Origin of the sequence: Sphingobacterium lumbrici (assembly GCF_006476045.1) — a bacterium.
Taxonomy (GTDB): domain Bacteria; phylum Bacteroidota; class Bacteroidia; order Sphingobacteriales; family Sphingobacteriaceae; genus Sphingobacterium; species Sphingobacterium lumbrici.
In genome coordinates, this window is sequence record NZ_SRZY01000011.1 from 192,595 (window position 1) to 218,398 (window position 25,804).

Sequence of the window (25,804 nt, forward strand, 5' to 3'; positions counted from 1 at the left end):
GTTTAATGTTAAAAATTTCTGCCAACAAAGGTAAGAAAAATAAAAAGTAAAAAATAGTCAAAGGTATGTAAATGCTTAAATTCCTGTTGCAATCTTATGATCTGTGGTTTTGATCTCTTAATCGGTAAATTTTCTCAATAATATCTACTACTTTTAAGCCTTCCAATGCATTGGTTGTTATAGCGGATCTACCTTTTAATACCTCAACTACATTTTCAATGATATAATGGTGGTTTGCCGCAGAACCTTTGTAGGCACCATAATCATTCCCCGGATTGGTGGGGGCTAACTTTGGCATTTCATAATCTTTAATATGGCAAATCTCTACGTTATCCATATATTGACCACCAATCTTCACAGAACCATTCTCCGCAATAATGGTCATAGAACTTTCTAAATTTTGATTCCAAACCGATGTAGAATAATTTAAAGATCCCATTCCTCCATTCACAAAATCAAAAGAGACAAAACCTGAGTCCTCAAAGTCAGTTAGGTTTTGGTGGTTATGATCTGCAAATTTTCCTTGAATATTGGTAATGTCTCCAAATAGCCAATACATAATGTCTATAAAATGAGAAAATTGAGTAAATAAAGTACCTCCATCTAAATCCTTCTTGCCGTGCCAACTGTCTGGCTTGTAATAGCGGTTATCTCGATTCCAATAGCAATTAAGTTGTACCATGTAAATATTTCCTAATTTGCCTGATTCGATAAGTTCTTTGATCCAAACTGAGGGTGGCGAATAACGATTCTGCATGACCGCAAAGACCTGCCTGTGTACGTGTAATGCCTTAAAAATAATCTTTTCTGCATCATGCATATTTAGGGCCATAGGTTTCTCCACAACGATGTGTTTTTTGGCTTCTAAGGCTTGTAAGGCCTGTTCGGCATGAAAGCCGTTCGGGGTGGCAATATTAATGACGTCAACGTCGATACCTGAATTTAAAAATGTTTTCAGATCATAAAAGAAGGGAACATTAAAATGGTCTAATCCTAATTCGTTTTGACTCTTTACATCGATAAGAGCGACCAGTTGAGCTTCTTCGTTCCTGCTCACCATTTCTGCATGGCGTTTGCCGATATGACCGCAGCCGATCACAGCAAATTTTATTTTGTTTTCTGACATAGTTAACTAACTCTTTTTACTGTATTGTTCTCTAGCTTATATTTCTGAGCAGTCTCGGGACACGTGGCAAAGCCGTTTTCATTAAAATTTAAACGGTGACCATATTCACTGACCCATCCAATCTGTTTTGCGGGATTTCCTACAACAAGAGAATATGCGGGAAGAGTTTTCGTAACGACTGCACCTGCTCCTACAAATGCATACGGACCTATATCATGCCCACAGACTATAGTTGCATTCGCACCTATCGATGCTCCTTTGCCCACATGTGTCCTTGCGTACTGTCCACGTCTATTTACCGCGCTTCTAGGATTGGTCACATTGGTAAAAACCATTGACGGGCCTAAAAATACATCATCATCACAGGTGACACCTTCATAGATAGACACGTTATTCTGGATCTTTACATTTTTGCCCAGTACTACACCTGGAGAAACGACCACATTTTGGCCGATATTACATTTTTCACCAATCGTACAGTTAGACATGATGTGCGAAAAGTGCCAGATTTTGACACCTTCTGCTATCTGCGCTCCCTCATCAACTACGGCTGTCTCGTGAACGAAATAATTATTTTCCATTTTCGAAAAAGTTATGGATGCACTGAATAATATAATCTTGAACCTCGTCTTTCATTTCGGTATGGATTGGAAAAGAGATGACGTCTTTGCACAATTGTTCAGCCACCGGAAAATCTCCTTCATTATATCCATAGACCTGATACGCCTTCTGTAGATGAACGGGGATTGGATAGTAAACCATCGTCGGCACCCCTTTCTCTTGTAAGTAAGCCTTCAACTCGTCCCTACGACTGTTTTTAACTTGGCAGGTGTATTGATTAAAGACATGTGTGGAATACGAAGCACGTTCAGGGAGAACTAGCCCCTCAATGTTTGCTAAGTTCTCATCGTATTTTGTAGCAACTTTTTGGCGGGCAGCACTGTACTCATTTAGATACTGTATTTTCACATTTAATATCGCTGCTTGTACTGTATCCAGACGAGAGTTAACGCCTATTGAATCGTGGTGATATTTTTTCTTTTGTCCATGGTTGGCAATCACATGTAATTTCTCACCCAATTCTTCATTTTGTGTCAATAATGCACCTCCGTCACCGAAACATCCTAGATTCTTCGAAGGAAAAAATGATGTTGTTCCTATATCACCTATTGTTCCTGCGAAAGCTTTAGAGCCATCTGCAAATATATATTCCGCACCCATTGCCTGAGCGGTATCTTCGATAACGGCGATGTTGTGCTTTTTAGCGATTTCAAGTATTGCTTCCATATTGGAGCATTGACCAAAAAGATGCACTGGAATAACGCCTACTGTTTTCTCCGAAATTAAGGATTCTAACTGCGTATGATCCAGTTCAAAGGTATTCGTTTTGACATCAATAAATTTAGGTATCAGTCCCAACAAAGCAATTACCTCTACCGTAGCGATATATGTAAATGCAGGAACAATTACTTCATCACCGGGTTTGAAATCAAGTCCCATCATTGCAATCTGAAGCGCATCGGTACCATTCGCACAGGTTACAGCCCTATTCACCTGATTAAATTCTTCTAATTTCTTTGCAAAAGTTTTTACATCAGGACCATTAATATAAGCCCCGGCATCAACTGCGGCTAATAATGCAGTATCCACTTCTTCTTTGATCTTCTTGTATTGACTTTTTAGGTCAACCATCTGTATTACTTCGTTCATATTAATTATACATAGGGTTATATTTTCTCGCTGATTAGTTTACCGATTGATAAGCAGGATGTTGCTGCGGGTGACGGCGCGTTTCTAACGTGTATAATATTGTTCCCTTCGGTCATGTTGAAATCATCTATGAGGTTCCCGTTTCGGTCACAAGCCTGTGCCCTTACTCCGGCTCCGCCATCTATCAAATCTTTCTCCTGAACTTCAGGAATTAATTTTTGAAGGGATTTTGTAAACGAGGATTTAGATAACGAGCGGTACATCTCCATCATTCCTGTCTTGCCATATTTCATTACAATTTTCCAAAATCCCGGCCAGGTCAGCGTTTGGGACAAATCGGTCAGGTTGATATCAGAGAACTTATATCCTTCTCTTTTAAAAGCTAATACGGCATTTGGTCCGGCCTCTACTCCCCCGTTTATCATCCTTGTGAAGTGTACACCTAAAAAAGGAAACTCAGGATTGGGTACCGGATAAATAAGGTTATTCACAAGGTATTCCTTTTCAGGTCTGAGCTTGTAATATTCTCCACGAAATGGAATAATCTGTAGATCATTATTATCACCGGTAAGGTTAGCAACCCGATCAGATTGTAATCCGGCGCAGGTAACAATCTTTTCCGTTAGATAGGCTTCTTTAGAAGTCGTAACCGCATATTGCTTCTGCGTGGTTTTAATCGATCTAACCTCTTCGCTAAATCTAATATCACCTCCAAGTTCTTCCGTAATTAGGATTTGAAGTTGTTTAGCCATCGCCGGATAATCAATTATTCCCGTTTGAGGAGCATGTAGCCCCGCTACACCTGCTACATGTGGTTCATATTCGCCTAATTGTTCTTGATTTAATTTACGGATTGTAGTCAGCCCATTTTGAACACCACGCGAATAAATGTTTTCCAAAGCAGTTAATTCACTACTGTCAGATGCGACAATTATTTTACCGCAGATATCATAGGGTATATCATATTGGTCAGCAAAAGCAATAAGTGAATGATATCCGTTTATACAGTTTTGAGCCTTTAAACTTCCAGGTCTATAGTAAATCCCGCTATGGATCACACCGCTATTATTCCCAGACTGATGCTTTGAAACCTGATTTTCCTTTTCGAGAACGAGTAACGATTTGTCAGGATATTTCAGTTTAAGATGATAGGCTGTAGAAAGACCTACTAATCCAGCTCCAACAACGATAATATCATAGAACTTAGTCATCATTACAATCTTCGATCTAGCGTCTTTTTGTAGACATTTTCAGTTGTTAAAGATAGTAAGAAAAGCATATAAACCCGATAAAACGTTAAAGGAATAAAACAATAAATTTTTCAGTGTAAGTTGCTTTTTAGTACCGTGGTAAGAGCGATTATTTCTTAATTAACGGTATTAACAGGTATTCGAGGCCATTTAGTTTGATTTCATACAGCGTAGCGAGTTGAATTCCTAGTTTTCCAGATGGAAATCCTTTTTTATGAAACCAAACTAGATAAGGCTCCGGTAAACGACAGAGTAACCATCCCTGATATTTGCCAAATGGCATTTTCGAATTGGCTAACTCTGTCAATAATTCAGGATTAAAAAAATCATTCTCTTGTTTTGCCATGTATGATGCGGTGTTTGAGTAGACGAAATGCAATGATCCCGTGATTTATGATGTTCGGAATTGTTCCGTAGTGTTTTTTAAGAATTTCGTAACGTTCTTTGAGACTTTGTTGATGTCTCTTTTGAGACATACCACCTACCAAATACTTCGCTACGTATTGATGAATATTTACTGTAGTTCTAGCCTTTTTCGCAGCGCGTATTACCCAATCGATATCTGCACTCAATTGGTATTGCTGGTCATAGGGTTCGGCAATCGTCCGTTTTACATAGATCGCTTGGTGGCACACATTCATGCCATAACGAAATGATTTCCAATCAAACGTTTTGGGAGCTGCATGTCTGCGATTACCAACAATATGACGTTGTTCATCGATGAGTTTAGTCTCGCCATAAATGATATCCGCGTTATCCCCTTTTTCTACAATTTGTTCGATCGTATTTAAATCAAATAGCTCGTCTCCTGAATTCAAAAACATAACATAGTCGCCCGTGGCAATTTGTAATCCCTTGTTCATGGCATCATAAATGCCCGTATCCTTTTCAGAAATGATTTTAGATACCTGATCTTCGTATTGTTTGATGATCTCTATTGTGCCATCTGTAGATTCACCATCTACAATAATATATTCAATATTTTTATAAGTCTGCCCGAGTACAGATCGTATTGTATATTCAATATCTCGAACATTGTTATAAACAATGGTAATAATTGATATTTTTGTATTTTCCATCACGGCGTAAAAATAGAGAGTAAAAAAGAGATTTAAGACGTGTAAGAGAAAATAATTTTAATAAGGAGTTATGAAAATATTAATGATATGTGATTTCTATGGTATCGGACAGCAATATCAAGATAATATGATGGCAAAATATTATCATTTGTCAGGTCATGAAGTTCATATTGTTTCCAGTACATTTGGTAATATTTTTGATTATATAAATGATAACTACGATGGGGCAGTGAAGTCGTATATAGAAACCGATTTATATGCCACAATTTATCGGACGCGATACGTCGTAAAGTACAAAGATATATTGAAAGTATTTGAAAATATAAAGGGAAGAATAGAAAATATACTGCCTGATTTAATTTATTTTCATGGCGTTTCTTTTAATATGCATCAGGCTATTCCTTATTTGAAACGTAACTCTTCGGCTCGTATGATTATGGACTATCATGCAGATTACTCCAATATTGGGCAATCATGGAAATCTGTCCATTTACTTCACGGTGTTTTTCGTAAATACTATTTAAAAAAATATCTATCTTATTTATCAAAGATATATCCGATTGTGCCGAATAGTGCAAAATTTTTGAATGAAATTTATGGCATACCTATGGAGCGGATGAAGGTGTTGCCTTTAGGGTACGATGAGGTGGAAGCAGAGCGTATTAAAGAGGCAGTAAGCCGGTCGGAAATTCGTGAAAAATTGGGCGTTCGGAGCAATGATTTTCTTATTGTGAGCGGAGGAAAATTTACGCGAGAAAAGAGGACAGAGCTTTTGTTGAAGGCTGTAAACTCGTTGAATGATCCACGTATTCATTTGGTATTATTCGGCAAATCTTCTTCAGAAGATGATCAATATGAGAAGGAATTGCAGGCTATCGCTAATGACAACACTCATTTTTTAGGATGGCTAAATAGTGAAAAGACATTGACTTACATGTATGCGGCTGATATGGCTGTGTTTCCAGCCAGCCAGTCTGTCATGTGGCAACAGTGTATAGGAATGGATTTGCCGCTCATTGTTGGTAACAGTGGTGAACAAGATCCCAGCTATTTGAATCAGTATGATAATATGGTGATCCTGGATAAAGACGACATTGATGCCGATGAAATAGCGAGACAATTAAAAAAGATCTTAGATGAACCTGCAGTATATGCCAAGATGAAACTAGGGGCAACGAAAATGGCTCAGGAGTACTTGAAATACAGTGCGATATGTATGACGACGATTAAGGATGTTTTTGGTTAATCTTTTTTGTTTTTAATAGTTCCAACCCCTCTTTTAGCGCATCGGCTTTTAATAGATACATTATTCCGACGTACATACTACCTGCGATGAGAATTTTGGCGGTAAAACGAAGATATAGCAGGTCGATATTTAAGGTGATAAAGTGAGTCGCTAATATAGTGCCGGCCATTATTAAGCTGTACTTTCCGACAATGTTGAATAGAAGGAAATATGGAATTGAAGTGATTTTGCAAACATAGTATTGCCAAATCAATAACCAAATTATATTGAGGACAGCGTAGCCCGTGATCATTGTCAATATGCCATAAGGGTAAATTACCAATTGGAGAGCGATCTGTAATAAACAAAGAGAAATGGTTATTGTTCGGTAAATGGCCGAGTTTCCGCTGCTTAATATTAGCTGTGTGTATAAGATCGATACGATTAGAAAAGGAGATACCAAGGTAAGGAATTGTAAAAATGCGGCACTTTCAATCCATTTCTCGGTAATCAAAATTACAATAAAATCCTGGGCACAGAGTGATAATATAAACATGCAGGGAAAGGCGATGAAACAGGTGAAATCCACTAACTTGATAAATATCCGATTATGCCGCTCTTTGGATTCTTTGACCTCGGATAATAGAACCTGCGTTATGTTTTGGAGCATTCCCGAGATCACGGACTGGCTTGTTGTCGACCATTTATTTCCCTGTGTGTAGTTCCCTACATCGATGGTGTTATAAAACTTTCCCAATAAGGGGGCAAAAATATTATTGCTGATCTGGCTTACGATGTTAGTGGCTAATATATTCAAGCTGAACGGTGCCATTTCTTTGATGGGTGCTAAACTGAATGTGAAGGTGGGCCTAAAGGGGGAATAGTACCAAAATAACAGCATGACGATAAATTGGTACACGACGTTGATACTTGCGAACGCCCAATAACTGTAGCCGAGCAGCGCCAGTGTAATCCCGGCAGCATTGGATATAACGGATCCGACTACTGCAGCGATCGCACGATGCTTTATTTGTTGATTTTTGAGTAAATATGCATTTTGAGCAACCGAGAAGCTGGAAAATAGGATGGTAGTAAAACAGTATCGCGCTAAGGAGACGAGTCTCGGCTCATCAAAAAAAACGGCGATAGTAGGCGCAAGGAAATAAAGCGAAAGATAAAGGAATGTGCCAAAAGAAATATTGAACCAAAATATGGAATTGTAATCTTTTTCGTCAATTGCTTTCCGATTGATTAATGCGGTCAAAAATCCGGATTCTTGAATTGAGGTGGCAACTAATGTGAAAATAGTCAACATCCCTACAATTCCGTACTCTGTTGGAGAAAGAATCCGAGATAAGAAGACCCCGAAAGCTAAAGTTAGAATCTGAAGGACTAAATTGCTTGAGCCACTCCAAAAAAAATTTTTTAGCGTCTTTTTCTTTAGCGAATATTCTTTTTCCTTCACGGTCTAAATAATAAACTCTCCATTAGAAAATTCTGTTGCTATATAACGGACAAGTACTTTTCAAATTCTTTCAATGACTTATCAGAAGATGGTAAATCAGTAACTAAATAGCTTATATCTTTAAGAGATGCTACGCGCATCTTTTGATTGGAATTCAATTTTTCTGCAATACTTAAAATTGCAACATATTTAGAACATTTGATCATCGCACGTTTGATTTGTGCAACTTCCCAATCTGAATCTGTAATGCCTTCTTCTACAGAAAGACTGTTCGTTCCTAATAAACAGAGATCAACACGTATGTCTGCCAGTTCGTTTATCACTTGCGAACCGGTGACGATATTCGTATTTCTAGACAACTTACCACCAATTAGAATGACTTCAATGTTCTCTTTTTCCGCCAATTCTAGTGCTACTAGCGGACTGATTGTAAAGAACGTGCATTGGATGTCATTCGGGATAAGACGGGCTAATTCTATCATTGTTGTACCACCTCCAACTAAAACAGTCATGCCATTTGTTATCAGCGACAGTGCTTTGCTTGCAATTTCTTTCCTTCCTTCTTTTGCATACACATTTCCCTCCTGGAACGGGAATTGAAAAGATTTTGACAGCGCTCCTCCATATACTTTGATGACTTGTCCGTTTTCTGCCAATTCATTCAGATCTCTTCGAATAGTATCTTCAGAGACATTTAGTTGGACACTTAGATCTGATGAGAGCACTTTATTGTGCAGATTTATCTGATGAAGGATATAAGCTTGTCTTTCTTCTTTAAGCATGAGAATGTGTTTATTATCGATTGTTTTTTTTTGTATCGGTGGTATCCGATTTAGTTATGGCTGCTTTGAACCGGGGCTTGAAACCTGCAGGTTTACTTGCGGCAGGAGTTTCTTCGGTAGCCTTATCTTCAGGTTTTTGTTCCCTATTCTCCTCGGTGGTATCCGATTTAGTTGTGCCTGCTTTGAACCGGGGCTTGAAACCCGTCGGCTTTTTAACTTTTTGTTCCTCGTTAATCGGCTCCGTTGCAGAAGCTAATGTTTTAGATGCAGGGGTGGTAGTTTTAGGCACTAATACAGGGCTTTCACCTCCCTTTTTCATATCAGGTTGCATTGCAGATGTAGGAGGGGTGTTTATTAGCTTAGCACTTTCTACTTCTTGTAATCTATAGCTTTTTCTGAGTTTGTTGAACCAAAATTTCTTGCTATGATCAAAACTTTTTTCGCCCATAGCATTATAATGGCTTTTGAATTCTTCATAAAGCGGTAAATTAGATTGCTTTAAAGCATTCAAATCAATTTTTTTCTTAACAAAAAAATCTTCAAAGGTCAGCATTCACAAATGTAACGAATTGAAAAGACAATTAAAACTCACATGATTAATGTTCGGCAGCAACGATTAAAATTGATTGAGGGGTCTTTTGGGCTATTGAGGAATATGTAAAAAAGAAAAAGAGGGTCTAAAAATCCCTCTTTTTCTTTTTTACGCTGACTAGGATCAAATTTTTAATCCATATTATGATATACCGCCTGCACATCATCATCATCTTCAATCTTATCGATCAGTTTTAGTACATCTGCGGCTTGTTCTTCTGTCAGGGAGGAATGAGTTAGGGAAACTCGCTCCAATTTTGCAGAACTTACTTCTATTCCTTTTTCTTCCAGCAATTTTTGCATATTGCCGAAGTCTTCGAAAGAAGTTTGTACAACGACTACATCGTTTCCTTCTTCATCAGATTCCACATATAGTTCTTCTAATCCGGCATCAATCAACTCCAATTCTAATTCTTCTACATCTAATTCATCAGCTGCAGGAAAGCGAAACATGGATTTGCGTTGAAAGATGAAATCCAAAGATCCTGTTTTGCCTAGGGATCCTCCCGCCTTGGTGAAATAGCTTCGGATATTAGCAACCGTACGATTGGTGTTATCGGTTGCAGTTTCGATTAATACGGGTACTCCATGAGGGCCGTATCCTTCATAAACAAATTCTTCGTAGCCTTTTGAATCCTTTTCAGAAGCTCTTTTTATCGCGGCTTCAACGCGATCTTTAGGCATGTTTACTGCTTTGGCATTTTGAATAGCGGTACGTAGACGGGAATTATTTTCTGCATGTGGCCCACCTTCTTTCACCGCAATTGCAATCTCTTTACCTAGACGTGTGAACTGAACTGCCATTTTAGCCCAGCGTTTAAATTTTCTTTCTTTTCTAAATTCAAAGGCTCTACCCATTTTGTTATCCGTTTGTTTTAAGATTATCGATCATGTCTTTTGCCATAGATGCCAAATCAAATTCTAGTTCCCAATTCCAATCTTTACGTGCATAATCGTCTTCGATACTTTGGGGCCATGAATTGGCAATTGCTTGGCGAGGGTCTCCCTCTTTATAAGACATTTCAAAATTAGGAAGAATTTTTTTAATTTCTTCCGCAATCTCACGAGGGGTGAAACTTACACCGGCCAGATTATAACTGGAGCGGATTGTTAAATTCTCTGCCGGAGCATCCATGAGCTGTATAGTGGCACGTACTGCATCTTCCATATACATCATCGGTAATGCGGTGTCTTCTGACAAGAAGCATTCATATTTTCCAGTTCGTAGCGCTTCAAAGAATATATGAACCGCATAATCGGTGGTTCCGCCTCCAGGTTGAGTTTTCCATGAAATAATACCTGGATAGCGAATGCTGCGTATATCTAAGCCATGTTTGTTGTGGTAATATTCGCTAAGTCGTTCACCAGCCAATTTAGAAATACCATAAATACTGTTGGGATCCATGACACAATACTGGGGTGTATCTTTTTTAGGAGAGTGAGGCCCAAAAACCGCTATTGAACTCGGCCAAAAAATCTTTTTTATACCCAATTCAACTGCCAGATCTAATATGTTCAGCAATCCATTCATATTAAGGTCCCAGGCTTTTTGAGGGTATTGTTCGCCTGTCGCCGACAGCATCGCGGCTAGTAAATAGATTTGAGTAGGCTTATATTTCAGAAAAAGTGACTGGAGTCCTTCTTTGTCGAGAACGTTAGCAGACTCGAAGATTTCATTTTCGCCTAAAGTTTGCGGCTCACGTATATCTGAAGTAATAACCTGTTGGCTCCCAAATTTTTTTCTTAAAGCTACTGCTAATTCCGTCCCAATTTGGCCGTTAGCACCAAGAATAATAATTGTTTCTTTCATCTAAATAAATACTTTTTAAAAATGATGAAGCTTGCATGCGCTGTTTTATTTATTCACTGCTTGTTTGCTCCCAATGGCGTTCAAGAGTTTGTTTCGTTCAGTTTCTTTTTTGAGCAGCAGCTGTATGCAGGTTTCATTGCAGCAAAGATATGTCTTTTATTGCGTTTTTGTTAATAGCTGAGTGATTTGTGAGTTAGCACAAAACCTCCACGGTACACTTCGTAGTTCCCTTTTGTGTCGTATGTTTCTACGTGGTAAATATAGAATCCCGAAGGAGCAACCTGTCCGTTTTCGGATGTTCCGTCCCATTGTATTTTTCCGGAATTACTTGTACTTTGGTGACGAATCAATCGGTTGATTTGCCGTCCTTGATCGTCAAATATGGTGACATTAAGCATCATGTTTGAAGTTAATAATTCATATCTTATTTCCAGATAATCTTCAAAATTGTCGTTATCAGGAGATATGGTTTTCGTGGTTAAATACACATGGTTTTTTTGGAAAAAGTTATCCACATTTGTTGAATTAGCGTAGCCAGGCGTTGCTCCACCGACCAGTGTCGATGCGGATACAAAGTTTTGAGGACTATTTGTAGGTACATAAAAGGATTGTCTTTCAAGCGATATACCTTTTACGTTCGTTAAGAATGATTGATGCATATTAGAGGAATAGTATAGTGAATCTACTAAAATACGGTCAGAAAAAAGTGTGACGTTTCCCTGCTCATTGGGATAAGGGGGGAGGCTTGTTGTCTCTACAATATTTTCAGATAGAGCGGATGGATAATTTTTGAGAATGTTGTTTTTATCGGTTGTAAGGACCAGATACTGCTGTGGATTGAACAATAGACGGTTTGTCGTTATGGTACGGTTTCCCAGTTTCCAGTTTTGAAGATTTATAATATTATTGGATTGATTATATATCTCTACGAAATCTACTCCGTTGTTTTTGGGGTTAAAAAGGATTTCATTAATAATAACATCATTAAAAGCAATATCTCCTTGTATAAATAAATATTGTTTTTTTTCAGAGGAATAATTATTTCCACACCAACTAAAAGGGGATAAGGTAAGTGTATAATCAAAAGATTCGGCAAAAGCAGACTGGAAAATTAGTAATAGACTGTCTGTGTCGTTTTTCCATTCTATTTTTGTGGGTGTTCCGATGTTATTATCCACCATAAATAGATCTTTTTCTAAATTTTCCAGATAATTTTTTGGAATATTGAAGGTTAATGTGATCGTATTGCTTTCTATTTTTGATGATATAATTTCAATCTCGGGAACATAAGATCGGTCGGCTACGGAGTTAGGTTTACATGGGGTGCCACCAGCAGGAGCTTCAGATGCTTTCCAGCTTAAGGCAAAGTTGCAGGGGAAATTGGTATTAATGCGTTCGAGACTCCATCCGCCATTTTTTTTGGTAGTATTTTTATACCAACTGTCTGTATAATTCACTTGATCTATATTGTTTTCTCCTGCTAAGGTAACGCTGGTTCCGCTATTGGCGAGGGCCGGCCATTTGCTTATAGCCAAACTATTCCCAAACTTTTCATAAAATGGTTGGGCGGCTTGGTTGCACAATAGTACGTATTGATTAGGGGATAAAAGATATTCCGGTAGTGCTATTGTTGTATTTGATATTGATAATGTGTAATGGAGAAGATTTATGGTCTTGTTCCCGATGTTAAGCAGCTCGATATATTCGTAATTAGGAAGTTCGCTAGTTGAGGGGTTGGCCATTATTTCGTTTATAATTAGCGTGTTGGATTGAGATTTTATGTCAGTCCTGTAAAACAGTGCAAGCAGTATTAACATCCATTTTAAACGAAGAAAAAAAATATTCTCTAAAAATATCATTTATGATTCAATCTTATAATTGGTTAGCCATAGAGATAATGTAAATATACCTAATCGTTCTTGGTTTGCCAAATGATGGATGAAATTGGTGTTTCTCAAATTAGTAGTCGGGTTGTGATTTTTCGTAAATTAAGTTGTGTTTTTTTGTGATTTTTTTAAAATAATGAGGATTTAGTGTAAAAATTTTAAGGATTGTATAAAATGCTCGTCATTATTTACTATGTTTGACAACTAAAGTTTAGAGGGGCGGTTAATCAAGCAAAATTTTAATATATTATAAGTAAATTAAGTACTATGAAAGTAGCTGTAGTGGGCGCGACAGGGCTTGTCGGGTCAGAAATGTTAGCAGTATTAGCGGAACGTAATTTCCCGGTAACAGAATTAATTCCAGTAGCATCAGAGCGGAGTAAGGGAAAGGAAATTGAATTTAAGGGGAAGAAGTATAAGGTAGTAACACCAGCAGAAGCTATTGCATTAAAACCGGACGTTGCATTATTCTCTGCGGGCGGTGGTACTTCTACAGAATATGCTCCATTATTTGCAGCAGCAGGAATTACGGTAATTGATAATTCTTCAGCTTGGCGTATGGATCCTTCCAAAAAATTAATTGTTCCGGAAGTGAATGGAGATATATTGACTGCTACAGACAAAATTATTGCCAATCCAAATTGTTCAACAATACAGATGGTGGTTGTACTTAAGCCTTTGCACGATAGATATAAAATTAAGCGTGTAGTAGTGTCTACTTATCAATCTGTAACAGGTACGGGTGTAAAAGCGGTACAACAATTGAATGATGAACGTGCAGGGATCGAAGGAGAAAAAGCATACCCGTATCAAATCGACATGAACGTCATTCCTCAGATTGATGTATTCCAAGAGAATGGGTATACAAAAGAGGAAATGAAGATGATCAAAGAGACAAACAAGATTATGCAAGACGACTCCATTAAGGTAACGGCTACCACAGTGCGGATACCTGTAGTAGGAGGTCATTCGGAATCTGTAAATATTGAATTTGACAACGAATTTGATTTAGATGAATTGCGCAGCGTTATTGCCGCACAAGACGGTGTTCTTATTGTAGATAATCCAGCAAATTTGGAGTATCCTATGCCGAGAGACGCACATGGCAGGGACGAAGTTTTTGTGGGACGTATTCGTCGCGATGAATCACAACCTAAAACGGTTAATCTTTGGATCGTAGCAGATAACCTTAGAAAAGGAGCTGCAACGAATGCTGTTCAAGTGGCGGAGTTATTGGTGAAGAAAAGTTTAATCGGATAAAGATTTAAATTACTTGAATAAAAAAAAGCTAGTGCAAATTATTTGCACTAGCTTTTTTTATAAGTATTAGGTTTACTTCTTTTACCTTGCTGAAATAAATTCCCAAGTGTCATCAAACCTGGAGCTATTGCTGCTACTTGTGCCACCTGTGGTGATATAACCTTTACCGTTAATAGAGAAACCAACCGCTGATTCTCTAGCTGAGGCGCCGGCAGAGGTAAGTGCTTGATGCTTGTCTGTCCATGAATCTGACGAAGGATCGTATTTCCATACATTGCCCAATACCGAACCTTTTTGACCACCTACAACATAACCGTAGTTTCCGATAACAAATGTAGCCGCATTCTGACGTGTCAGGTCATACGTATGCTGACTATCATCTCTTCGGATAGGGTTAAGTGTAGCCCAATCTGATCCGTCATAGGAATGGAATTCTTCAGGATACTGGTTGTTGCTGATACCACCCCCAACGTAAGCTTTATTTCCAATAACAAATGCAAAAGCATGGGATTTTTTATACGTAAAAGGAACTTTTATCGATGTCCAAGAATCGTTACTTGGGTCATATCTGTAAAAATCACTGAACGTTTTATCTGTAGGAGTCATCCCTAAGCCAACATACGCGTAATTACCCAATGCGAAAGCTACTGCACCGAAACGAGCTTCTCCCGGGAAGTCGGCTACCTGTTCCCAAGTTTTAGTCACTGGATCATATCTGTGAAAGTCTTTTAATGCCGCCGTACCATTATATCCTAGTCCTACATATCCTTTTCCATCTACAGCAAAACCCACTGCGCTACGACGAGCGTCTCCAGAGAAGTTAGTTGCTATTTCTTCCCATTCTGATCCGTTAAACGACCAGGTGTCACTTAATATGGTGTTGGTTCTTAAAAGACCGCCTACTACGAATGCCTGATCATTGATTGTAAATGTTGCGGCTTGATTTCTTGGATCACCTCCAAAAACAGCTGATCTTTTCCATTCAGTAGGGCCATTATCCGTAGAATCTGTGTCGTCACTTTTCTTGCAAGAATTCAAAGATGTGAAAGCAATAGTACAGGCTAAAAATAAGAATAGCCAATTTTTCTTGTTCATAAATTATTTAAATTTAGTATATACAATGTTTAATTTAATTTTTGGTGAATTATTTTCTGTGGCTATCAATGCCATATTTGTTGTGCTAAACAGATTTGGCGTAGATGAAGTCAGAAATAAAGAGGTATTGGAGCTCTCCACGCTATTAACCGTGTTGATGTATTCAATTAAATCAAATACATACCTTGCATTTCTCCCTATAGAATTTCCATTCAGGTAGGGAACTTGTTGAATGGTGGGGGAGAAAGGAGTACGTACAAAAGCGAAAGGAATACCATTGTCATTCGCGATTAAAAGCATCACTGATGACGGGTTTGGAAAGGGATTAAAAATAATCTCTCCAGTCGTTTCTACAATGAGTTGAGCTTTATTAATTGAAATATTGGGTTCGTTCATGAATTCTTTTAACGCAGGAATGTCTAGTTTTGCTACAACACCTGTGCCCGCTTGAAGAAATACCTGTCCGTTAGTTTGGCTACTTTTTATTTCTTTGTTGGAGGCATTTAGGGCCGCAAACGGTGTATTCGTACGATCGTATTCAATATTGTTGAACTGGAATGTTCTGTCTCCTGTAGTGATCCTTTTTATACCATGTTTGTTAAATCCGTCATTCCCGATATATGAATAGTTAATATTAACAGCTACTGTATCACTAAATCCCAAAATAACAGTGTTCTGGTCATCTGGTACAAGCACAAGCCCTTTAAGATATTGCTGAAAAGCTTCGTTTGAAGCTACATTCAGATCATTGGATACGATCATATTGAAGATTTCACTTCCCAAGGCATTATTTAGTTTAATGCTTAAGGTATCCATAGATCTTATAGAAGGAGTGAAAGTTAATGATCCAAGTGGTGAAGGGGCATAATCGAATTTTTGATCCGAGAAGATTGTCGCTCCGGTTACAAAAATTGGAGTGATATTTCCGTTAACAGTTGAATTGATATTTTTTGTTTCTAATGCTTCTGTAAGCCGGTGTACTGTTATTTTTTGTGCAACGGTAGTGTCGCCATAAAAGTATCTATTTGTTTTCGGCTTAATTACAAGATTAATAGAATCAAACACCGCATTGGTAGGGATATCGTTTGTGAAATTTGTAAAAGCAAGTTTAAAGTACGATGTTGATTTTGTTGATCCCGTTTCTTCTTGTGAAGCTTTTCCTACCAGTATAGTACCTGTTGTAGCTGAAGGCAGATTACTCATCTGAAAAGTTGAAGCATTTACGGTGATAGAATCTACAACTGTAATTCCGAAATCTTCATTCGTATTACCCAGAGAAACACTCATGTCTTTGTCACAACTCCCCAGTGTAATAATTATAAGCGATGAAAAAGTGAAATATATATATTTAAAAAGTAATAATTGCCTCATATTTATTTATTGACATGCAAATGTAAAGATTACCAACTGTTAATATGTGTTATAATATGTTAAATGTGGTAATTATCATGCGTGATGCAAATCTAACAATTTAAATTTGTTTTAATAATGTTAAATAAGTATAAAATACTAATGCTGATGATAGTCCTCACATTGGTAGGAATTATCGTGGTATTGTCGATCTGGTTATTCGGGAGCTACAAAAGCAGGCAAGAGCTTGTCGTGTCTGATATTGAGAGGAGTTTGTTTAATGTTATTCAGACGTATTATGATGACCATGAAGAAGGTTTTCGCGAAATGCGCGTACGCAATAATAAACAGCATGAAAATCGCTTCATCACTCGCATTGTTGAATTATACCCTGAACTGAATAAAGAGAAGCTATCTGCCGTTTTGGATTCTTTGGGAAGGGAGAGACGCAAAACTTTTGAGCGTAAGCGCGTCCGTACCGCTGATCGGGAAGAGCCGTCCCAAATTTTCCCTTCTTTTATGTTGCAGAATATCGAGTTTAATGATACCACATTGCGACAAATGAATGTATTGATGGACGAGGTTCTAAAATCGAAGAATATATCCGTTCCGGTAAACATCGAGCTGGAAATATTGGACTCCTTACCTCGGCATTCTGTACATGCGCAGATCCGTACAGATGAATCCGGGAATTTAACTACTCGGCCTATATTGATTAATTCTCATAATAATGAGTTTTTAATTGCTAAAATTGACGATCCAAATGCCTATATTCTTGTAAAGATGGGCTGGCAGTTAATGCTCTCTATGGTATTGGTATTAGCATTGTTCGGAAGTTTTATCTATTTGCTGTGGACGATTAATAGACAGAATAAGTTAGCACTTATGCATAAGACATTTGTCAATAATATGACACATGAACTAAAGACACCTGTTGCCACTGTGATGGCAGCAATAGAGGCGGTACAGCGTTACGGTGCTAAAGATGATAGTGTACGAATGGAGAAATACCTTGATCTCTCACGAAGAGAATTGGATCACCTTTCACAAATGATAGAACGTGTATTGCATTTTGATATGAACGGTGACAATGGGGTTAAGCTGGAATTTGCCAATTTTGATGTCATTAAATTGATAAATTCTTGTATAGAAACTGCGAAGATCGGTTTGCAGAAGGATGTACAATTTAGCCTAACGTCAACATCTCCGCTGGTATTGATTGATGCCGATGAAGCTCATATTAAAAATGTAATCACGAATTTAATTGACAATGCGGTTAAATATTCGGCTGAGCATGTGGATATAACTATTTCAATCGTTGAGCAGTCCAAGAATATTGAAATTAGAATTAAAGATAATGGGTTGGGAATTGCACCAATTTACCATAAGAATATATTCGATCGGTTTTTTAGAGTTCCTGTCGGGAATCTGTATTCTGTTAAGGGATTTGGATTAGGGTTGGCCTATGTGAAACAAGTGATTGATCAGCATCACGGTTTTATAGAAGTAGAAAGTGCTTTAGAAAAAGGTACAACGTTTATAATCATTTTAACTAAATCAAACGCATGATAGATGTTTTGTATGTAGAGGACGAACAAAGTTTAGCTATGATCGTTACGGATAGTTTAGAAGATCAGGGATTCTCTGTTCGTCATCGTGAGAATGGTCAAGAAGCACTGTCGGCTTTTAAGAAAGTAAAGCCGGATATTGTGGTGTTGGATATCATGATGCCGCTGATGGATGGTTTTACCGTTGCCACGGAGATCAGAAAGCTTGATCCTCAAATTCCTATCCTTTTTTTATCTGCGATGACCCAGGTAGAGGATGTTGTACAGGGCTTTAAGCATGGTGCAAATGATTATGTCCGAAAGCCCTTTAAGATAGAAGAGCTGATTGTACGTATAGAATCTTTGGTGAGAAGACGGAAAATCGGTGTTCATCAAGTATATATAATTGGCGATTATGTGCTAGATACAACCAAGAATTTGCTATCCTACGGTCAAGAAAAGGAAAAGTTGTCTTTTCGGGAGTGCGAATTGTTAAGACGACTTTTCGAACATAAAGATACGGTGGTGCCCCGTGATGAAATTATTAAAGCGTACTGGAATGATGATACGTACTTTACAGGTAGAAGTCTGGATGTTTTTATTAGCCGCATACGAAAATATTTGTCCAAAGATGAACGAATTAAAATATCGAATGTGAGAGGAATAGGATATATGTTAAATATTGGGTAGTTTATCTTCTGCCCCCAAAGTGTCTCAGGTTATACGTAAAAGACAATAAGAAATACCTGTTTAGGGTATTCGACGTTACGTTGGAGATAGAAGTCGTGCTTACGTTACGATTTATGTTTTGCGCATTATTCAGTAAATCAAAACCCTTGATCGCTAGTTCACCATTCTGTTTTTTAAATAATTTGTAACCCAATGAAGCATTCCATATACTGGTAACTATCCCCTCGGAGCCTAAAATACCACTGTTGTACAGGTACATTAGGTTTGATGCTACAACCCATTTTTTGAATAACTCGACAGTAGTGCTTCCATTCACCCGATGTACATATACATTATATGTGCCTCTTTCCGTCATCGGATTGTTGTTATACGTGGCATTGATGTTGTAATTTAAACGAAAGATATACAATTTACTGAAGTTTGTATTAAACCCGACCTCCTGACTAAACCCATATCTGGTGCTGTTAAGGAGCTCATCATTTATAATGGCGTAGTCATTGTTGTAGAATAAATTGGTATTGAGGTTAAGGTTAAGCTTGAGTTTCTTTATCGGCAGGCCATAACTGTTGCGTAGGCGGAATGTGTATGCACCGTCTATATTTTCGGGAGCGGTATACTGTCCGCCAGCCTCTAATATAATATCATCCTCCAGCCCTCCTCCCGGGAAAAGAACGATCATACTATCTGTCATTAACCTGGATTCTATGATTTTATTGTTGGTGTAATTCAATTCAACATTAGTCGTCAGGCTCCGCCCCGATTCTCTGTTTACATCCTTGTACTGTAAACGTAATCTATGGTTGTATTCCTGCTCCAAATTTGGATTACCATTTGTAATCCGCAGCTCGTTTTGATTGTTCACAAAATCCTGCAGCTGGTTGATGGATGGTGTATTGGTAGCGGTGTTATAGTTGAATTCCAGACTTTTGGCCTTTGTGAAATTGTAAACCGCTGTGAATTCCGGTAAGAAGCTGCCAAAGTTTGCCTCTGTCTGCAAATTAATGGGAACAGTTCGTTCATTTATCCGTATTCCGTGTTGATAATTAAGACCCGCCTGGATGCGTAGAGAATCCCTCCTATTATAAGAGTAGGATAATCCTGCGCTATGGTATTGGAAGTCGTTTCTGAATTCGTTCGACAGTCTGTCGCGTAATTCACCTAATTGGGCAGTTTCGGTTAAGAATTCGAATGTTTCCCTATCCGAGTAATTCGAGGTGTTTCTAAAATTGTAGTTTATCTGCAGACGGCTCCGCATAGAAATATTCTCGGTGTAAGATATCCTGTTATTGAATCCGGAACCGTATCCATTGGTGATGCTTTTATTGTTATTCGTGTCGATGCGACTTAATAGTGCATCCCGATAATATTCGGTGGTTGCAAGGTTCAATCCTGCTGCATCATTCGTATTGGCGTTTCCGTTTAGGTTCAACGAAATGGATCTTCCGTTTTTTTTGAACCGATGCATAAGGGTAAGATTAGCGCCTATCGAAAAATTGCTGTTTTCATTGTCACCCAAACGGTCAGACTGATTGATTAAGTCATCTTTATTCCGTGTCGTAAGACTATAAGAGTCGTTGATACGATTTGATTTCGTGAAGGAGAGGGTAGGTGAAAAGTCAATTCTGTTTGTGGAATCAATTTCCCAGCGGATTCTGGAATTCGCTTTGTGTTCTGTATTTCTTTGATCTGAATATTGATTTTGCTCCCTGAATTGATTGGCCCTTGAGTCAGATAGGTATTCGGTGTTTGAGAATGTATTGGTTTCGGTTGCTATTGATTCGATTTTATAATCAGCACTGATCTCCAATTTCTTTTCCAGGTAGATATTGTTGAAGTTAATCGCTGCAGCATAGGTATCTGATAGCCCTCTTTCGGTGTTGTTATTCCCTCGGCGTCCGCCTCCGCGGCCTTGTTCGGAAAAGTTGGTCTCATTGATGTTGTTAGCCATCACATTTATGGCAATTTTATTATCACCATTAAAGCTGTTCAGGTTCGTTGAAATGCCAAATTTATTACCATCGCCTTTCCCTCCATTTGCTTTTCCAAAGTATCCGTGACGTCGATCGGGTTTAGTGACAATGTTGATGACTTTATTTCTGCTTCCATCGTCAAAACCGGAAAATCGTGCCTGTTCTGATTTTTCGTCTATTATTTGAATCTTTGAAATGATTTCTGCAGGAAGGGTTTTTAACGCTATCCGGGGATCCGTAGAAAAGAATTCTTTTCCGTCTACTATTATTTTTGTCACTTGTTCTCCATGTGCGGTGACATTACCCTCTTCATCCATCTGTACCCCCGGGATTTGGGCTACCAGTTCATCTGCATCTGCAAATTCGCGTGTGGCATAGTTTCTCGCATCGAATTCCATGGTGTCTCCCTTGAGTACTACAGCCTGTGGAACAGTTATCTCTACTTCTTCTATTTCAATCTCTGCCGGTTCTAATCGAAACCATAAATATTGAGGTTTTGCTTCGACTATCGCTGTTCTTCTCTCGGTTTTAAAGCCTATAAAATTGGTCTCTACAAGATAATTTCCCTTTTTTACATTTGCAATCGTAAAAATACCACTTTTATTTGTGGTAGCAAAAATCGTAGACGAATCCTGTGTATTGATGACTCGGATCGTTACGCCTTCAAGTGGTACAGATGTTGTTTTGTCGATAATATTGCCAGAAATATTTTGCTGTGCCGAAGCAGTTACATTGCAAAATAACAACAGCACAAAAATCAACCTTTTTACATTTAGTTTAACTGTATTCACAGGTTAGTAATTTGTGAATGTAATTATAGCTAAATCTTTGTTAGTTAGTCTCATTATCATGAAAATGATACAATTCTCCACTTTAATACCTATCGATAATACCTCATCGTTGGATTGGATCGATAGTTTTTGTTGTGAAAAAACGGTAAGTTATCTAAGTTTGTAAGAATAAGCGTATTTTGTAAAATGAAGGAATCGATGTTGAGTCGTAAAGAAAAGATTATGGTGAAGGCGTTAGGTCTATTTGCAGAGAAGGGTTATGTAGACACGTCGACAAAAGAGATTTCTGCGGCGGCCGGTGTTTCTGAAGCACTAATCTTTAAGCATTTCGGTAATAAAGATGCGCTTTTGGCTCACTTAATAAAATCGGGGTATCGACGCGTATTGCAATACCACAAAGGTATGATGACGTATAAAAGTGCAAAAGATTTTCTGAAAAATATGATTTTTTTGCCGAGTAAATTGGTTGCCGAAGAACCACTATTTTGGAAACTGCAGGAACGATTATCGCACATTCCATTCTCTAAGCAGCAGCACGATCAGTTTATGAAGCCTGTCCAACCGATTATTCACCGTGCTTTTGTGGAATTGGGGTACGAAAATCCAGCATTGGAAACCCAATATTTATTGTTGATTATTGATATGCTTTGGAAGAAAGAAGCCTGTGGAGAAATCGATAATTCTTTAGTTATTGCCAAATTATTGGAAAAAAAATATAATCTCCTTTAATGGTTTTACGTTTTTGTGCGTTGTGTATAAAAAATGGCGCACAAAAATTTATAAAATGCAATTATAATGTGTTTCTTCGTCTCATAAACTATTGACTATATGTTTAAAATAATTTTAACACACGTATTTACGTTGCTGTTTCTCATGAACGTCAATGCGCAGAAGAAGCCTGATTTTGTTCCGTTTATTAATCAACACCACCAATGGGTAGATTCCGTTTTTAATACATTGTCTCCGAAAGAACGGATTGCGCAACTGTTTTTAGTGAGGGCACATACTAATCTGGGACAGAAATATATTGATTCTGTGGCACAGGTAATCCAAAAAGAGCAGCTGGGAGGGCTAGTTGTGTTCCAAGGTGGACCGGTACGTCACGCTAACATGTATAACACCTATCAAAAGCTTGCGAAGGTTCCTTTGTTGATTACATTTGATGGTGAATGGGGGGTAGGAATGCGTTTACCGGATTCCACACTTTCGTTTCCGTATCAGATGACATTGGGCGCTATGCAGCATGATAATCTTTTATATGAAATGGGACGTGAGGTGGCCAAAGACTTTTTACGAATCGGAATGCATTTTAATTTTGCGCCTGTAGTGGATATCAATAATAATCCCAACAATCCGGTCATTGGTTTCCGTTCCTTCGGTGACAACAAGCACAACGTAGCGCGTAAAGCGAAAGCATATATGGACGGTATGGTCGATGGGGGTATTATTGCGTCGATTAAACACTTTCCGGGGCATGGCGATACCGATGTCGATTCGCACTATGACCTTCCCCAATTGAATTTTTCGAAAACACGTTTGGATACCTTAGAAATGTTCCCGTTCCGCGAATTGATACAGAGTGGAGCTCCGGCTGTTATGGTTGCGCACATGCATATTCCTGCTATGGATGCGACACCCAATATCCCTTCCTCCATTTCTAAAAAAGTTGTTACCGGTGTTCTTCGTAACGAACTGGGCTTTAACGGCCTTACGGTTACAGATGCTATGGATATGAAAGGAGTCAAGAAATTCTTTCCGAATGGTGAAGCGGATGTAATGGCGATCGAAGCAGGGCATGATCTGTTGGAAATATCTGAAAATAGCGCACGGGCTATCGACTTAGTAGAACAAGCAATCAAAAGCGGACGCATCAGACAGTCTGATATTGATGCGAGAGTCAAAAAAGTCTTGGCTTCAAAATATTGGCTGGGATTGAATAATTACCGGCCTGTAAATACAAACGGTCTGGTAAGTGATTTGAACAGAGCTTCTACCCAATCGCTTATTCAGCGTATGGCCGATGCTTCCGTTACGTTATTGAAGTCTAATAAACGCATTCAGTCGTTTGATACTAAAAAAAGTACTGCGGTAGTGAGTGTTGGAATTAAGTCTGCGCAAGAATTTGAGAAGGGACTGGGCTTTCAACTTTCCGATGTGACCAATTACTATATTACAGGGGAAGAATCTGATGAGCAACTCAAGCGATTGATTAAAGATATAAGGCGGCATACACAAATTGTAGTAGCGATTCATGATGATCGTTTACGGCCTAGAAATGAACTGCCTATCACCGAACCGATAAAGAAATTTGTCGATAGAATAGCAGGTAGACGTACGATTACCGTTATGTTTACCAATCCTTATGCGCTAAACGCTGTAAAGATAGATAGAAGCAGTGCAATTTTGCTTGCCTACCAAAATGAAGGTTTTATGCAGCGAGCAGCATTGAAAGTCATTTTGCAACAGTTAAAACCTAGCGGTAAGTTGCCTGTGACTGTCAATAAAGCATTTTCGTACGGAAAGGGCTTATAAAAGAATGTGTGTGTATATTGGATCAAAGGGTTGGCTCGTGGAGCTGACTTTTTTTGTGTGATGTTTCCCGATGGGGTCATCGAGAACCTCCGCATCAGTTTTCTATGATAGCAGATACCACTGCTAAATTATAAAGGTTTTTTCAAGAACAATTATTTGTTTGGTTTATTCTCATTAGTTTTGTGAAACTTAAAAACGAGAATGGCTAAAGAACAAATTTCCATATTTGACATGTTCAAAATCGGTATCGGACCTTCCAGTTCACACACGTTAGGACCTTGGCGGGCGGCACAGCGATTTATAAAGGTTTTGAAAGACAAAAACATGTTAGAGAATGTAGAGCAAGTGAATGTCTTGCTTTACGGATCCTTGGCGAAAACAGGTGTGGGTCACGGAACAGATATTGCGGTGCTACTTGGTCTTAGTGGAGATGATCCGGTTACATTTGAGGTGTCTCAGGTGATGCCTAAAATCGAGCAGATCAGGTCCAGCAAGACACTGTTATTAGCAGGGGAGCACCAAATTGACTTTTCCTATGTCGATCATCTCTTGTTTCTATATCATGAAAGTCTGCCATTTCATCCTAATGCACTGACCTTTCAGGCATTTTTGAAAGATGGTAAAGCGATTTCCGAAACCTATTATTCCATAGGCGGGGGCTTCGTTATCCAAGAAAATGACTCTCAGAGCGTGTTATCGGAGATAGATTTACCTTTTCCGGTAGATACGGCACAAGAGCTCATGGTGTGGTGCATGAAGACCGGATTGAAAATATCGGAGCTCGTTCTCGAAAACGAATTAGCATGGAGACCCGAGGAAGATACACGGGCAGGTGTTTTGCAGATTTTTAATACGATAAAAGAGTGTATTTATAAAGGATGTCATAGTTCGGGGATCCTCCCGGGCGGCTTGAACGTGGAACGTCGGGCGGCTAAACTGAGTAAGCGGATTACAAAAGACAGACCTTACGACAGCTATGATACCTGGATGAAAGCCATCCGTGAAGGAGGCAAGGATTTTGGTTATATATTGGATTGCGTTAGTTGTTTTGCTCTGGCGGTGAATGAAGAGAATGCGTCTTTTGGAAGGGTAGTTACTGCGCCTACTAATGGGGCTGCCGGTGTAATCCCTGCTGTCTTACAATATTATATTACATTTTATGATGCGTATGACGAGAATAAAATTATACAATTCATTGCAACAGCTTCAGAGATAGGCTCTATTTTCAAGAAGGGCGCTACGATTTCTGCAGCGATGGGAGGCTGTCAAGCCGAGATCGGAGTTTCTTCGGCCATGGCAGCAGGTGCGCTGACAGAATGTTTGGGTGGTTCACAACGGCAAGTGCTGATGGCGGCGGAGATCGCAATGGAACACCACCTGGGTTTAACCTGTGACCCTATTGGTGGTTTAGTACAGATACCTTGCATTGAGCGTAACACGATGGGGGCCATAAAAGCGATTACAGCGGCTCAGTTGGCGTTGCAGTCCAATCCTGATAAGGCAAAGGTAAGTTTAGATGCAGTCGTAAGCACCATGTGGGATACGGCGCAAGATATGAATGTAAAGTACAAAGAAACGGCTGATGGTGGATTGGCTATTAAGGTTCCGTTGAGTTTGCCGGAATGTTAGTGGGGTAAATAATATA

22 protein-coding genes are annotated in these 25,804 nt (G+C 38.7%); 7 read left to right on the top strand and 15 right to left on the bottom strand.

The genetic code is table 11. The features are described 5' to 3' along the window. Window positions 1–94: 94 nt before the first annotated feature. The 6 genes from E4F24_RS02915 to E4F24_RS02940 all read right to left on the bottom strand — a co-directional run bounded on the left by E4F24_RS02915 (window position 95) and on the right by E4F24_RS02940 (window position 5,165). Window positions 95–1,126: a Gfo/Idh/MocA family protein gene (locus E4F24_RS02915; RefSeq protein WP_140937094.1), complete on the bottom strand. Its 1,032-nt coding sequence runs from the start codon at window positions 1,124–1,126 to the stop codon at window positions 95–97. Between the two features lie 2 nt (window positions 1,127–1,128). Then, window positions 1,129–1,707, bottom strand: coding sequence for an acyltransferase (locus E4F24_RS02920; protein WP_140937095.1), 579 nt, complete (start codon window positions 1,705–1,707; stop codon window positions 1,129–1,131). Next, window positions 1,697–2,836: a DegT/DnrJ/EryC1/StrS family aminotransferase gene (locus tag E4F24_RS02925; RefSeq protein ID WP_216629123.1), complete on the bottom strand. Its 1,140-nt coding sequence runs from the start codon at window positions 2,834–2,836 to the stop codon at window positions 1,697–1,699. Before E4F24_RS02925 ends, E4F24_RS02920 begins: the two co-directional genes overlap by 11 nt. 17 nt (window positions 2,837–2,853) lie before the next feature. Next, window positions 2,854–4,050 carry an L-2-hydroxyglutarate oxidase gene (gene lhgO / locus E4F24_RS02930; RefSeq protein WP_216629124.1) on the bottom strand — a complete coding sequence of 399 codons (1,197 nt, stop codon included), beginning with the start codon at window positions 4,048–4,050 and terminating at the stop codon, window positions 2,854–2,856. 145 nt (window positions 4,051–4,195) lie between these two features. After that, the gene (locus E4F24_RS02935) at window positions 4,196–4,432 is read right to left on the bottom strand and encodes a DUF3820 family protein (protein WP_140937096.1); all 237 of its coding nucleotides are present in this window, start codon (window positions 4,430–4,432) and stop codon (window positions 4,196–4,198) included. Next, on the bottom strand, window positions 4,413–5,165 hold the full coding sequence (locus E4F24_RS02940; RefSeq protein ID WP_140937097.1) for a glycosyltransferase family 2 protein: 753 nt from the start codon (window positions 5,163–5,165) through the stop codon (window positions 4,413–4,415). The genes E4F24_RS02935 and E4F24_RS02940 overlap by 20 nt, the downstream gene beginning before the upstream one ends. A gap of 70 nt (window positions 5,166–5,235) precedes the next feature. Here E4F24_RS02940 and E4F24_RS02945 point away from each other — a divergent pair, with 70 nt between their 5' ends. Then, window positions 5,236–6,411 carry a glycosyltransferase family 4 protein gene (locus tag E4F24_RS02945; protein ID WP_140937098.1) on the top strand — a complete coding sequence of 392 codons (1,176 nt, stop codon included), beginning with the start codon at window positions 5,236–5,238 and terminating at the stop codon, window positions 6,409–6,411. Here the strand turns inward: E4F24_RS02945 and E4F24_RS02950 are convergent. The 6 genes from E4F24_RS02950 to E4F24_RS02975 form a co-directional block, all read right to left on the bottom strand. After that, the gene (locus tag E4F24_RS02950) at window positions 6,392–7,855 is read right to left on the bottom strand and encodes a lipopolysaccharide biosynthesis protein (RefSeq protein WP_140937099.1); all 1,464 of its coding nucleotides are present in this window, start codon (window positions 7,853–7,855) and stop codon (window positions 6,392–6,394) included. The two genes, E4F24_RS02945 and E4F24_RS02950, sit on opposite strands and share 20 nt — an antisense overlap. A 38-nt stretch (window positions 7,856–7,893) precedes the next feature. After that, on the bottom strand, window positions 7,894–8,637 hold the full coding sequence (locus E4F24_RS02955) for a DeoR/GlpR family DNA-binding transcription regulator (protein WP_140937100.1): 744 nt from the start codon (window positions 8,635–8,637) through the stop codon (window positions 7,894–7,896). A 13-nt stretch (window positions 8,638–8,650) separates the two neighbouring features. Beyond that, complete coding sequence (locus tag E4F24_RS02960) at window positions 8,651–9,190, bottom strand: hypothetical protein (RefSeq protein ID WP_140937101.1); 540 nt, start codon at window positions 9,188–9,190, stop codon at window positions 8,651–8,653. A gap of 170 nt (window positions 9,191–9,360) precedes the next feature. Continuing rightward, the gene (locus E4F24_RS02965) at window positions 9,361–10,086 is read right to left on the bottom strand and encodes a YebC/PmpR family DNA-binding transcriptional regulator (protein WP_140937102.1); all 726 of its coding nucleotides are present in this window, start codon (window positions 10,084–10,086) and stop codon (window positions 9,361–9,363) included. Between the two features lie 4 nt (window positions 10,087–10,090). Next, a complete protein-coding gene (locus E4F24_RS02970) occupies window positions 10,091–11,038 on the bottom strand; it encodes an NAD-dependent epimerase/dehydratase family protein (protein WP_140937103.1) in 948 nt (315 codons plus the stop codon). Window positions 11,039–11,208: 170 nt separating this feature from the next. Then, window positions 11,209–12,897: a lamin tail domain-containing protein gene (locus E4F24_RS02975; protein ID WP_140937104.1), complete on the bottom strand. Its 1,689-nt coding sequence runs from the start codon at window positions 12,895–12,897 to the stop codon at window positions 11,209–11,211. A gap of 294 nt (window positions 12,898–13,191) precedes the next feature. On the opposite strand from E4F24_RS02975, the gene E4F24_RS02980 reads away from it, so the two are divergent. Further along, the gene (locus E4F24_RS02980) at window positions 13,192–14,184 is read left to right on the top strand and encodes an aspartate-semialdehyde dehydrogenase (RefSeq protein WP_140937105.1); all 993 of its coding nucleotides are present in this window, start codon (window positions 13,192–13,194) and stop codon (window positions 14,182–14,184) included. Window positions 14,185–14,265: 81 nt separating this feature from the next. Here the strand turns inward: E4F24_RS02980 and E4F24_RS02985 are convergent, their stop codons facing one another. Then, window positions 14,266–15,279 carry a Kelch repeat-containing protein gene (locus E4F24_RS02985; RefSeq protein WP_140937106.1) on the bottom strand — a complete coding sequence of 338 codons (1,014 nt, stop codon included), beginning with the start codon at window positions 15,277–15,279 and terminating at the stop codon, window positions 14,266–14,268. 3 nt (window positions 15,280–15,282) lie between these two features. Continuing rightward, window positions 15,283–16,566, bottom strand: coding sequence for a DUF4270 family protein (locus tag E4F24_RS02990; RefSeq protein WP_181182346.1), 1,284 nt, complete (start codon window positions 16,564–16,566; stop codon window positions 15,283–15,285). A 231-nt stretch (window positions 16,567–16,797) separates the two neighbouring features. Here E4F24_RS02990 and E4F24_RS02995 point away from each other — a divergent pair, with 231 nt between their 5' ends. Next, window positions 16,798–18,198 (top strand): sensor histidine kinase, encoded by a 1,401-nt coding sequence (locus tag E4F24_RS02995; RefSeq protein ID WP_181182347.1) that lies wholly within the window; start codon window positions 16,798–16,800, stop codon window positions 18,196–18,198. Next, the gene (locus E4F24_RS03000) at window positions 18,195–18,866 is read left to right on the top strand and encodes a response regulator transcription factor (RefSeq protein WP_140937109.1); all 672 of its coding nucleotides are present in this window, start codon (window positions 18,195–18,197) and stop codon (window positions 18,864–18,866) included. The genes E4F24_RS02995 and E4F24_RS03000 overlap by 4 nt, the downstream gene beginning before the upstream one ends. 1 nt (window position 18,867) lies before the next feature. On the opposite strand, the gene E4F24_RS03005 is transcribed toward E4F24_RS03000, so the two are convergent. Further along, entirely contained in the window at window positions 18,868–21,627 is a 2,760-nt protein-coding gene (locus E4F24_RS03005) for a TonB-dependent receptor (protein ID WP_140937110.1), read from the bottom strand. Between the two features lie 198 nt (window positions 21,628–21,825). Between E4F24_RS03005 and E4F24_RS03010 the strand changes: the two genes are divergently transcribed. The 3 genes from E4F24_RS03010 (at window position 21,826) to E4F24_RS03020 (ending at window position 25,788) form a co-directional block, all read left to right on the top strand. Beyond that, window positions 21,826–22,356 (top strand): TetR/AcrR family transcriptional regulator, encoded by a 531-nt coding sequence (locus E4F24_RS03010; protein ID WP_235891141.1) that lies wholly within the window; start codon window positions 21,826–21,828, stop codon window positions 22,354–22,356. A 99-nt stretch (window positions 22,357–22,455) separates the two neighbouring features. Then, entirely contained in the window at window positions 22,456–24,159 is a 1,704-nt protein-coding gene (locus tag E4F24_RS03015; protein ID WP_140937112.1) for a glycoside hydrolase family 3 protein, read from the top strand. A 201-nt stretch (window positions 24,160–24,360) separates the two neighbouring features. Beyond that, window positions 24,361–25,788 carry an L-serine ammonia-lyase gene (locus E4F24_RS03020; protein WP_140937113.1) on the top strand — a complete coding sequence of 476 codons (1,428 nt, stop codon included), beginning with the start codon at window positions 24,361–24,363 and terminating at the stop codon, window positions 25,786–25,788. Window positions 25,789–25,804 lie beyond the last annotated feature (16 nt).

Bases quoted from the DNA above. Each gene is read 5' to 3' on its own strand.
- E4F24_RS03000 (WP_140937109.1), top strand. From the start codon at position 18,195: ATGATAGATGTTTTGTATGTAGAGGACGAACAAAGTTTAGCTATGATC.
- E4F24_RS03015 (WP_140937112.1), top strand. From the start codon at position 22,456: ATGTTTAAAATAATTTTAACACACGTATTTACGTTGCTGTTTCTCATG.
- E4F24_RS02920 (WP_140937095.1), bottom strand. From the start codon at position 1,707: ATGGAAAATAATTATTTCGTTCACGAGACAGCCGTAGTTGATGAGGGA.
- E4F24_RS02995 (WP_181182347.1), top strand. From the start codon at position 16,798: ATGATAGTCCTCACATTGGTAGGAATTATCGTGGTATTGTCGATCTGG.
- E4F24_RS02915 (WP_140937094.1), bottom strand. From the start codon at position 1,126: ATGTCAGAAAACAAAATAAAATTTGCTGTGATCGGCTGCGGTCATATC.
- E4F24_RS02965 (WP_140937102.1), bottom strand. From the start codon at position 10,086: ATGGGTAGAGCCTTTGAATTTAGAAAAGAAAGAAAATTTAAACGCTGG.
- E4F24_RS02940 (WP_140937097.1), bottom strand. From the start codon at position 5,165: ATGGAAAATACAAAAATATCAATTATTACCATTGTTTATAACAATGTT.
- E4F24_RS02970 (WP_140937103.1), bottom strand. From the start codon at position 11,038: ATGAAAGAAACAATTATTATTCTTGGTGCTAACGGCCAAATTGGGACG.
- lhgO (WP_216629124.1), bottom strand. From the start codon at position 4,050: ATGATGACTAAGTTCTATGATATTATCGTTGTTGGAGCTGGATTAGTA.
- E4F24_RS02985 (WP_140937106.1), bottom strand. From the start codon at position 15,279: ATGAACAAGAAAAATTGGCTATTCTTATTTTTAGCCTGTACTATTGCT.
- E4F24_RS02955 (WP_140937100.1), bottom strand. From the start codon at position 8,637: ATGCTTAAAGAAGAAAGACAAGCTTATATCCTTCATCAGATAAATCTG.
- E4F24_RS02975 (WP_140937104.1), bottom strand. From the start codon at position 12,897: ATGATATTTTTAGAGAATATTTTTTTTCTTCGTTTAAAATGGATGTTA.
- E4F24_RS03010 (WP_235891141.1), top strand. From the start codon at position 21,826: ATGTTGAGTCGTAAAGAAAAGATTATGGTGAAGGCGTTAGGTCTATTT.
- E4F24_RS03020 (WP_140937113.1), top strand. From the start codon at position 24,361: ATGGCTAAAGAACAAATTTCCATATTTGACATGTTCAAAATCGGTATC.
- E4F24_RS02935 (WP_140937096.1), bottom strand. From the start codon at position 4,432: ATGGCAAAACAAGAGAATGATTTTTTTAATCCTGAATTATTGACAGAG.
- E4F24_RS02945 (WP_140937098.1), top strand. From the start codon at position 5,236: ATGAAAATATTAATGATATGTGATTTCTATGGTATCGGACAGCAATAT.
- E4F24_RS02980 (WP_140937105.1), top strand. From the start codon at position 13,192: ATGAAAGTAGCTGTAGTGGGCGCGACAGGGCTTGTCGGGTCAGAAATG.
- E4F24_RS02990 (WP_181182346.1), bottom strand. From the start codon at position 16,566: ATGAGTGTTTCTCTGGGTAATACGAATGAAGATTTCGGAATTACAGTT.
- E4F24_RS02925 (WP_216629123.1), bottom strand. From the start codon at position 2,836: ATGAACGAAGTAATACAGATGGTTGACCTAAAAAGTCAATACAAGAAG.
- E4F24_RS02960 (WP_140937101.1), bottom strand. From the start codon at position 9,190: ATGCTGACCTTTGAAGATTTTTTTGTTAAGAAAAAAATTGATTTGAAT.